This is a genomic window from Nocardioides sp. CPCC 206348 (assembly GCF_048654705.1).
In the GTDB taxonomy this organism is placed as follows: Bacteria; Actinomycetota; Actinomycetes; order Propionibacteriales; family Nocardioidaceae; genus Nocardioides.
Window position 1 is genome coordinate 2,654 of the sequence record NZ_JBMCZA010000194.1, and the last position, 10,101, is coordinate 12,754.

Genomic DNA, 10,101 nt, shown 5'->3' on the forward strand with positions numbered 1-10,101 from the left:
TCGAACATGGACTCGTAGACGACCAGGGCACTGCGGTCGGCTCCGGTGTTCACGGGAGCAGTCCGCCCCGTGGTTCCGGGACCACGCCGACGACGGTATGGGCTCGCTCCACCACGGCAGTGCCCACCGACCCCGTGACCAGACGCTTCACGCTGTCGATCGGGTGCCGTCCGACGACCACCAGGTCCCATGCCGCGCTGCGTCCGCCGATCACGTCGTCGACCAGTCCGTGGGTGACGCGAAGCGACACGGCGACATCGGGGTACTTCTCGGCGAAGCCGGCGATCGACTCCGCCAACAGGCGGTGCGGCTCGTCCCCGGTGCCGAGGTCTGCATCTTCGAGCGAGACGTTGCGGTCACCGGCCACAGCGGCGGCCACGTCCCAGATGCAGTGGACGACGGTCAGCACCATGTCGCGCATGGAGGCTTGGGCGAAGGCGAACTCGAGGACCGCCCGGGATTCCGGTGTGCCGTCCGCACCGACCAGGATTCCTCGACCGCGATGGCCCTCGGGTCGGGGCCGGCACACGATCACCGGGCACCACGAGAGCCGGCTGACGGCGGCGCTGACCGAGCCGAGCAGCATGCTCTGCACGGTCCCCCGGCCGTGGGACCCCAGCACCAGGAGGTGGGCATCGCGGGACAGCTCGACCAGGATCGAGCGGGGATCGCCGGCCGCAGTCAGCGGAACGACCTCGATGCCGGGTGCAGTGCCGGAGGCCAGCCGAGCGGCCTCCTGGTTGATCCGGTGGTTCTTCCCGTCGACGGTGACGACCACCAGGGTCCTGCGTTCGAGCCGGGCCTGTTCGGCCGCCCAGATCACGGCCCGGTCTGCGTGCTTGGAGCCGTCCGCGGCGACAACGATGCTGCCGGACTGGATGAGCTGGTTCATCTCCATCGACCTCTCAACGCTCGAGTGCGGGTTCGGACTGCGGCACGACGACCACGGTGGTTCGGGCGCGTTCGACGACGGCAGTCGCGATCGAGCCGGTGAGGAACTGGAAGAGGGTGTCGACGGGGTGTCGTCCGACCACGATCAGGTTCCAGTCACCGCTTCGGGTGGTCAGGCAGTCCTCGGCGAGACCGTGGGCGAGACGGAGGTCGACTGTCACCTCCGGGAACTTGGCGGACATGCCCGCGATGCTCTCCGCGAGGAGGAGTCGTTGCTCCTCGAGTCCCGGCTCGTCGGGCGCAGCGGGTGCCACACCATGAACTGCTGCGATCTCGTCCCACACGCAGTGCACCACCGTCAGGGGCAGGCTGCGCAGGGAGGCCTGAAGGAACGCGAACTCGATGATGGGCACCGATTCCGCCGTCCCGTCGGCACCCACGAGTACACCGAGAGCCGCTTCCCGTCGCTGGGGGCGACACACGACCACCGGGCAGTCGGCATCCCGGCTGACAGCTGCGCTGACCGAACCCAGCACCTTGCTTCGGAAGACGCCGCGCCCCCGGGAACCGAGGACGAGCAGGTGGGCGTGCCGGGAGATGTCGACGAGCGCCTGTCGGGGGTCGCCCTGGAGCACCCTGGCCTCGACCTGCAGTGCAGGACGAAGATGGCGGGCGACGGCGATCGCCTCGTCGGCGACGGCCTGGCCGTGCGCGATCATTTCGTGGGGCTGGTAGGCATATGCGGCGCCCATCCCGGCCCAGGCGACGGCAGGGACTCCGGCCGTGCCCACCGCGGTGACCACGGTCAGCGGGCGGCGCTCCAGATAGGCATGTTCAGCAGCCCACTGGACGGCGCGGTGGGCGTCGTCCGAACCATCAGTCGCGACGACGATGGTGCTGGGATCGATGGTTGTCTTCATGACTCCACCTTCCTCCCGAGCAACCCTGATCCGGCACGGGCCGAGGCCCCGCGACTGCCGGGACCTTCGACCCCTTCGCTGCTCGTGCGGGGCCGGAGCGTGACGGTGCGATCCACCAGGTCCAGGCCTGCCGTGCCATGCGTGATCCACAGCACCGACCTGGTCCGGTCACCGCCCAGGACCTCCTCGGCGAGCGCCACTGCGGTCGCGTGGTCCAGGTGGGCCGTCGGCTCGTCCAGCACGAGCACGGGCTGGTCGGCGAGAAGGGACCGGGCGATTCCCAGCCGGGCCCGCTCGCCCCCGGAGACCGTCGCGTGGCCCTCGCCCAACCAGGTGTCGAGGCCGTCGGGCAGGGTGTCGAGCCAGTCACCCAGGTGTGCCCGGCGGAGCGCGTCCTCGACGTCGGCGTCACCTGCTCCGGGCCGGGCCAGCCGGACGTTCTCGACCAGGGTCGTCGCGAACACGTGGGGATGGTCGTCGACCAGGCCGACCCGGCGCCGGATGTCGTCGATCCCGACATATGTCGTGAGCGACCCACCCACGCGTGCTTCGCCGGCGGTGGGATCGAGGAATCGCATCAACACCGCGGCGAGGGTGCTCTTGCCCGATCCGGAGACGCCGACGACGGCCACCCGGTCGCCCTCGGCGAGGTCGAAGGAAGCAGGGCTGGTGAGCGGGGCGCGGAGGTCCCACCGCGTGCTGAGGTCACGGACCGTGACGTCGTTCCCGCGGGGCGATGCCAGGCCGGGAAGGTCGAGGACGGCCGGATCGGTCCGTTCGAGGGCCTCCAGCCGTGCCCGCGCCGCGTCCGTGCGGGTGGCGAGGATGCCGGCGTCGGCGCACGGCAGCGCGACCTCCAGGAGGGCGAGGGGCATCAGGACCAGCAGGGCCATGATCGGACCGGACAGGCCCCCCGAGCCCACGTCGTCGACGGTCAGCGTCGCCATCGCGACCATCGCGAAGCCACCACCGGTGAGCAGGAGGGCACGGGCGGCAGTGAGCCAGGCGGACGCGGTCCCGGCGGTCGCGCCGATCCGGGAGCTGGTCAGCGCGATGGCGTCGGCTGTCGGGAGGATCCGCTGCCACATCCGCAGCTCGTCGGCCACCTGGACCGCCTCGACGACTTCGCGCGACAGCTCCGCCCGCAGCCCGACCAGCTCGTGCTCCGCCGTGCGCGACCCACGGCGCGCCAGCAGGTGCGCCACGCCGGCGAGCAGCGAGAACGCGCCGATGACCAGGCTGCTGACCGGATGGAGCAGCGTCGCGATCACGGTGGCGCCAAGGGCGACCAGTGCGAACTGCACGAGTGGCATCCGGACCCGCAGCTGCCGGTCCACGACGCTGTCGACGTCGTCGACGACGGAGCTGAGCAGGTCCCCGCGGCGGCGTCCCAGCCGGCCCGGGACCAGGGGCACCAGGGCGTCGTACACCTCGACACGGCGGCGGGCGAGGAGGCGCAGCGCGGCATCGTGTGCGCGCAGCCGTTCGACGTACCGCAGGACCGGGCGGGCCAGGCCGAAGGCGCGTACGCCGACGACGGCGACCAGCAACGTCAGGACCGGAGGCCGGGTCGAGGCCTGCACGATCAGCCAGCCTGCGGTGGCGGTGAGCGCGACGCCGGACGCAGAGGCCAGTGCGCCCAGGATGGTCGCGCCGGCGAACCGGGTGCGCTCCTCGCGCAGGGGAGGGATCGTGTCGGTCGGAACGCCTGAGGGTCGCGCAACGGACGACGCCGGGATGCCGGCGGACACGGCTCGCGCCACGGGTGCGCTGGCGAGCACAGGCGCCGGCGCAGGGAGGACGATTCGATGATCGGCGAGTGCGACCAGCCGGGGCTGGTGCGCCACCACGATCACGCCGCTGCGTCGCCCCAGGGCCACGATCGTGTCGACGATGACCTGTTCGGTCAGCTGGTCGAGGTGGGCCGTGGGCTCGTCCAGCAGCACCCACGGGCGGTTGGCCAGCACGACACGTGCGAGAGCGAGCCGTGCCCGTTCGCCAGCGGACAGGGTTGCGCCGTCCTCGCCGAGGGGGGCGCTGAGCCCGCCGGGCAGCTCGCGGATGCGCACCTCCAGCGCGACCTCGCGCAGGACGCTCCACAGGTCGTCGTCGGTTGCCTCCGGACGGGCCAGGCGGAGGTTGTCGGCGATCGATCCGGTGAGGAACTGGGGCTGCTGGGGCAACCAGGCGACCTGGGCCTGCCAGGCCGGTCCGCCGACGGCCTGGCCGCCGGACGCGACCGGTCCGGTGTCGAGCGGCAGCAGGCCGGCGATCGCGGCCAGCAGCGTCGACTTCCCGCACCCCGACGGACCGGTCAGGGCAGTGACGCCGCGGGCCGGAATGAGGGCGGACACGTCGTGCACCGCCGGCACCGTCCGCCCGGGGAACGTGATGGTGACCCGGTCCAGCAGGAGCGGGACACCGTGCGGAGCGGCCTCGTCGGTCCGTGCGCCCTCCGGGGCGTCGAGCAGCTCGTGGGCTGCTGCGAAGGTGGCAGCACCCTCGGCGGCAGCGTGGAACTCGGCGCCGACCCTGCGCAGCGGCCAGAAGGCCTCAGGAGCCAGGAGCAGTACGACGAGCGCAGTGTGCAGGCCGAGCGAGCCCGATGCCAGCCGGACGCCGACCGTGACCGCGACCAGGGCGACCGAGAGCGTTGCGACCAGCTCGAGCACGGCCGAGGACGCGAAGGCGATGCGCAGCGTCCGCAGCGAGGCCAGGCGGTAGCGGTCGGTCACCTCGGCGATCCGCGCCGACTGGGCCCGGGCCCGGCGGTGGGCGACCAGGGTCGGGAGTCCGCGGACGACGTCGAGGAAGTGGCCCGACAGCGAGGCCATCGCGCGCCACTGCTCCTCGGCGCGGTCGCGCGTGGCGAGGCCGACCAGGGCACCGAACACCGGCACCAGCGGCAGGGTGCACACGACGATCAGCGCACTGAGCAGGTCCTGGGTGGCAATCGCCACGACGGTCAGTGGCGGCAGCACGGTCGCCACGACCAGCGCAGGGACGTAGCGGGTCAGGTACGGCTCGGCGGCGGCCACTCCGCGCGTGGCCAGGACCGCGACCTCGCCCGGTGTCGCGCCGGTGCCCGGAGCGGTGCCCGACCCGCCGGTACGGTCCAGGGTCGCCCGGACCAGGCGGTGGCGCAGCACCGTCGCCACCACCGTGGCGGCGCGCGCGGCGAACAGGTCGCTCGCGGCTCCGACGAGGCCGCGCACGGAGAGGACGACGACCGTGGCCAGCCCCCAGCCCAGCAGCGGCTGGTCGCGCAGCACGGCGATCACCAGCCCGGCGACCACCCAGGCCTGAGCGATGACCAGTCCGCCGCCGAGCACACCCGTGGCGACGACGCCGCCGAGGCTCCCGCGGGCCGGGGCCAGCAGCCGGCGTACCCGCGGGTCGCTCGGCCTCATCGGACCTGGGTGGTCGTGGGAGCCGCGTTCGGGATGTGGTGCACCGCGATCCGCTTGCGGAACACCCAGTACGTCCACGACTGGTAGGCGAGGACGATCGGGGTGAAGACCACCGCGACGATCGTCATGATCCGCAGCGTGTACGACGTCGCGGCCGCATTGGTCGTCGTCAGGCTCGTCCCACCGGCCAGCGTGCTCGGCATGACGTCGGGGAACAGGGCCAGGAACAGGCCGGCGACAGCGAGACCGATGGCGAGGAAGGTGCCCAGGAAGGCCCAGCCCTCGCGCCGGCCGTGTGCGGCGAGACCGGCGCCGACCAGGCACACCGCGGCTGCGCAGAAGGCGACGGCGGAGCCGGGAGTGCCGGTCTGCTGCTGGGTCCACACCAGGAACACCACGGCGAGCAGGGCCGTCACGGCCACCGCCGGTACGGCGAGGCGGCGGGCGCGGTGACGGATCTCGCCGTCCGTCTTCAACGCGACGAACAGCGCACCATGGGTCAGGAAGAGACCGAGCGTGGTGAGACCGCCCAGCAACGCATAGGGGTTGAGCAGGTTGAAGAACCCGCCGGCGTACTCCAGGTCGCTGTCGATCGGGACGCCGCGCAGGATGTTCGCGAAGGCCACTCCCCACAGCAGGGACGGGACGAAGGAGCCGACGATGATGGCCAGGTCCCAGCGGGCCCGCCAGCTGTCGTCGTCCCGCTTGGCGCGGTACTCGAACGCCAGCCCCCGGAAGATCAGCGCGACCAGGATCAGCAGCAGGGGCAGGTAGAACCCGCTGAACAGGGTGGCGTACCACTCGGGGAACGCGGCGAACGTGGCGCCGCCGGCGACGAGCAGCCACACCTCGTTGCCGTCCCAGACGGGGCCGATGGTGTTGATCATGACCCGGCGTTCGGTGTCGTTGCGGGCCAGGACCGGCAGCAGCATGCCGACGCCGAAGTCGAAGCCCTCGAGGGTGAAGTACCCGACCCACAGGACGGCGATCAGGATGAACCAGATGGTGGTGAGCTCCATGGTGATGTCCTCGGGTCAGTAGGCGAAGGCGAGCGGACGGTCGTCGCCCGTTCCGGCCGTGTCGTCGGGCGAGGGCAGCTCGTCGGCTCCCTTGGCGATCCAGGTGAACAGCAACCGGAGCTCGACGACGGCCAGGACGCCGTACACCGCGGTCAGGGTGAGCAACGAGATCCACGCCTCGGTGGTGCTCAGGCCGGGCGAGACGGAGTGCTCGGTGGTCATCAACCCGAAGACCGCCCACGGCTGGCGGCCCATCTCGGTGAAGATCCAGCCGAACGAGTTGGCGAACAGTGGCAGGAACGGGAGCGCCACCGCAGCCGCCAGGACGGCGCGTCCCTCCGGGGACCGGCCGGCGCGGGTCACCCACAGGATCCAGGCGGCGACGACGGCGCCGGCCAAGCCGAGGCCCATCATCAGCCGGAAGGTCCAGTAGGTCAGCGGGATGACCGGGGTGTAGTCGCCGGGGGAGTAGTACGCCGCCCCGGGGTCCGCGCCGTACTGCTCCTGGTAGCGCTCGCGGAGGTCGTTGATCCCTTCGACCTCGCCTCCGGGGGTGCCGGTCGCGAGGAAGGACAGCATGCCGGGGATCTTGATCCCGAAGGTCTCCTTCTCGCCGTCCAGCGTGCCGAGCTGGAAGATCGAGAAGTCGGCGGGCTTCTCCGTGTCGTAGAGGCCTTCTGCCGCCGCCATCTTCATCGGCTGGACCTCGGTCATGATCTTGCCCTGCACGTCGCCGCTGACGATGACGCCGAGTGCAGCGACCAGCACGATCCCCGCACCGGTGCGCACCGCGGTGCGGTACATCAGGCGATCGGTGTCGTTCCTCGCGCGCCGCAGGTGCCACAGGGCGATGCCCACGACGAAGGCCGCTCCCGTCATGTACGCCGACAGCACCACGTGGGGGAAGGTCGCCAGCTGGACCTTGTTCAGCATGACGGCCGCGAAGTCGTTCATCTCGGCGCGACCCGTCTCCGGGTTGTAGGCGAAGCCCACGGGGTTCTGCATCCACGAGTTCGCCGCCAGGATGAAGTACGACGACAGCAGGGTGCCGATGTGGAACAGCACCATGCACGCGGCGTGCACCTTCGGTGGCAGCCGGTCCCAGCCGAAGATCCAGAGTCCGAGGAACGTGGACTCGAGGAAGAACGCGAGCAGGCCCTCGACCGCGAGGGGGGCACCGAAGACGTCGCCCACGAAGCGCGAGTAGTCGCTCCAGTTCATGCCGAACTGGAACTCCTGGACGATGCCCGTGACGACACCGATCGCCACGTTGATCAGGAAGAGCTTGCCGAAGAACTTCGTCAGCCGCAGCCACTGGTCGTTGCGCGTGCGCAGCCAGGTGATCTCGTAGCCGGCGATGATCGCCGACAGGCCGATCGTGATCGGGACGAAGAGGAAGTGATAGACGGTCGTGATGGCGAACTGCCACCGTGCGATGTCGGTCGGGTCCACAGGAGCTCCTGGCTGGTCGGGCTGTCGCGTTCACGCTAGGAGTGCGCACCCGCCCGTCCCCACGGCCCGAATGCCCCTCCCCATGGGACCTTTGGCCCCCGGTTCAGTACGAGAGAACCTCTTTCAGGGGACGACGAGGGCTGCGCGGCAGTGCCCTCCGCCCGATCACCTGCCAGCCCACGCGGACCAGCAGCAACGGCTCGAAAGTGCTGGCGAGCACCGTGCGGCCGATCTCGTGGCGGGTGCTCTCGACCTCGATCGGCTGGGTCATCGGCACCACCGACATGCCGGCACGGGTGGCCTCCAGCCAGATCGCGCCGAGCGCCTCGCCGACCCGGAGCCAGCTGCCCACGTCGTCCGAGGCGGCACCGAGCACGATCACCCGGTCGCCACTGTGGATCACGAGTCGGGTGTCCTCGAGGACACCTGGCCGGAACCGGGTCCGCGGATGCAGGGGGTCCGGGTCGTCCGGGAGCAGCTCCTGCGGGATGCCCTCGTCGCCCGAGCGGTCGATCCAGCTGTCCTGCTCCTCGACGCGGCCGGGGTCGAGGTCCAGGAACGTCAAGGCCCGGTTCGCCAGCAGCTCGAGCCGGAAGCGGGCCGCGTTGTCGGTCACGGCCACGGCGTCGGCCGACCAGGCGGCGGCGATGCGGCAGAGCGCGTCGAGCTGGTCGTCGGGCACCGGCCAGGCGGTGAAGCGTCGACGGTCGGTGCAGCGGGCCCGCAGGAGCTCGATGTCTGCCGGGACGGGCGGATGGTGCGCGTGGCGCCCCACCAGCACCCGGGCGAGCACCGTGTCGTCGTCCGGTGGGACGTGTTCGACGACGGACTCCCAGCCGAGTGCGCGCGTGGCGAACTGGAGGTGGTGCAGGGCCGCCCCACAGCTGATGGTCAGGTTGCGTCCGCGGGGGTCCGACGCCGTCAGCCTGCGCTTCAGGTCGGCGCGGAGCGCGATGGTGCGGCCGTCGTACTCCCACAGCCAGGGCTGGGTGTTGTGGACGCTGGGCGCCAGGCACGCCAGCTCCACGAGGCGCTCGATCACTGCCACCGGGGCGGTCTCGGTGCTCGGGGTTGCGCGCATCGTCATGGTGTCCTCCTGCTCCTTCGTTCCCACTGTGGTTGTTCTCGCAGGGGTCAGGCAGGGTCGAAGGTCCCCTCCTGACAGGAACCGCGGTCCTCGCCTGTGGCACGCGGATCGCGGCTACCGTGGGAACCGTGAGCGAACCACCGACCGCAGGCACACCGCAGATCCGCGTCTACCTCCTCGACGACCACGAGATGATCCGGCGCGGGATTCGCGACCTCCTCGAGAGCGAGGGCGACATCGTGGTGGTCGGCGAGTCCGACTCCGCCCGGGAGGCGGTCAGCCGGATCCCGGCCCTGCGTCCCGATGTCGCGATCCTCGACGGGCGCCTGCCGGACGGCTCCGGCATCGACGTGTGCCGCGACGTCCGGTCCCAGGACCCCTCGATCAAGGCGCTCATCCTGACGTCGTACGACGACGACGACGCGCTCTTCGCCGCGATCATGGCCGGCGCGGCCGGCTACGTCCTCAAGCAGGTCCGCGGCAACGACCTGCTCGACATCGTGCGTCGGGTCGCGGCCGGCCAGTCGACGCTCGACCCGCTGGTCACCGCGCAGGTGCTGGAGCGGATCCGGACAGGCCCCCCGGTCAACAAGGAGCTCGAGTCGCTGACTGATCAGGAGCTTCGGGTCCTCGACCTGATCGGGAAGGGCCTCACCAACCGGCAGATCTCGCAGGAGCTCTTCCTGGCCGAGAAGACGGTCAAGAACTACGTGTCCTCGCTGCTCGCCAAGCTCGGCATGTCCAGCCGGACGCAAGCCGCGATCTACGCGGTGAAGAACAACCCGCCTGCGGAGTGAGGCGGGCCCTGCGACCGCCGGCCCTTCACGTGCTCAGAGCTCGAAGACGATCCGTGCGGTCGTCCGACCGGCGAGCACGTCTGCCATGGCGTCGTTGACCTCGTCGAGCTTCCGGGACTCGGCGATCACCCGGGTCCGGCCTCGGGCGTGCAGCTCGAAGACCTCGGCCAGGTCCTGGCGGCTGCCGACGATCGAGCCGATGACGGAGATGCCCTTGAGCACCGTGGGGAAGATCGGGAGCGCCATCGGCCCCTCTGCCTCCGGAGGCAGGCCCACGCAGATCAGGCGCCCTCCGCGGCGCAGCGACGCGAAGGCCTGCTCGAAGACCGACGGTGACACGGCGAGGACGATCGCCACGTCCGCACCGCCGAGCTCCTCGATGGCAGCCACCGGGTCGGTCGTCCGGGCGTTCACGACGTGGTCGGCGCCGAGCTCGCGGGCCATGTCGAGCTTGGTGTCGTCGACGTCGACAGCGATGACCGTGCCGCCGACCAGGCGCGCGTACTGGACGGTGAGGTGGCCCAG

General features: G+C 71.0%; 8 protein-coding genes. 1 reads left to right on the plus strand and 7 read right to left on the minus strand.

The window, feature by feature from the left end; translation table 11 throughout:
* Window positions 1–49: 49 nt before the first annotated feature.
* From ACOADB_RS17575 to ACOADB_RS17600, 6 genes are all read right to left on the minus strand, one after another.
* Window positions 50–892 (minus strand): universal stress protein, encoded by an 843-nt coding sequence (locus ACOADB_RS17575; protein WP_378601254.1) that lies wholly within the window; start codon window positions 890–892, stop codon window positions 50–52.
* 13 nt (window positions 893–905) lie between these two features.
* Entirely contained in the window at window positions 906–1,811 is a 906-nt protein-coding gene (locus ACOADB_RS17580; protein WP_378601257.1) for a universal stress protein, read from the minus strand.
* Complete coding sequence (gene cydD, locus ACOADB_RS17585) at window positions 1,808–5,221, minus strand: thiol reductant ABC exporter subunit CydD (protein WP_378601260.1); 3,414 nt, start codon at window positions 5,219–5,221, stop codon at window positions 1,808–1,810. Before cydD ends, ACOADB_RS17580 begins: the two co-directional genes overlap by 4 nt.
* A complete protein-coding gene (gene cydB, locus ACOADB_RS17590; RefSeq protein ID WP_378601263.1) occupies window positions 5,218–6,240 on the minus strand; it encodes a cytochrome d ubiquinol oxidase subunit II in 1,023 nt (340 codons plus the stop codon). Before cydB ends, cydD begins: the two co-directional genes overlap by 4 nt.
* A gap of 15 nt (window positions 6,241–6,255) precedes the next feature.
* Window positions 6,256–7,692 (minus strand): cytochrome ubiquinol oxidase subunit I, encoded by a 1,437-nt coding sequence (locus ACOADB_RS17595; protein WP_378601266.1) that lies wholly within the window; start codon window positions 7,690–7,692, stop codon window positions 6,256–6,258.
* Window positions 7,693–7,795: 103 nt separating this feature from the next.
* The gene (locus ACOADB_RS17600; protein ID WP_378601269.1) at window positions 7,796–8,779 is read right to left on the minus strand and encodes an Acg family FMN-binding oxidoreductase; all 984 of its coding nucleotides are present in this window, start codon (window positions 8,777–8,779) and stop codon (window positions 7,796–7,798) included.
* Window positions 8,780–8,907: 128 nt separating this feature from the next.
* On the opposite strand from ACOADB_RS17600, the gene ACOADB_RS17605 reads away from it, so the two are divergent.
* The gene (locus ACOADB_RS17605) at window positions 8,908–9,576 is read left to right on the plus strand and encodes a response regulator (protein WP_378601272.1); all 669 of its coding nucleotides are present in this window, start codon (window positions 8,908–8,910) and stop codon (window positions 9,574–9,576) included.
* A 33-nt stretch (window positions 9,577–9,609) separates the two neighbouring features.
* Here ACOADB_RS17605 and ACOADB_RS17610 read toward each other — a convergent pair.
* The coding region (locus ACOADB_RS17610; protein WP_378601275.1) for a zinc-binding dehydrogenase at window positions 9,610–10,101 on the minus strand (492 nt) is incomplete at its 5' end.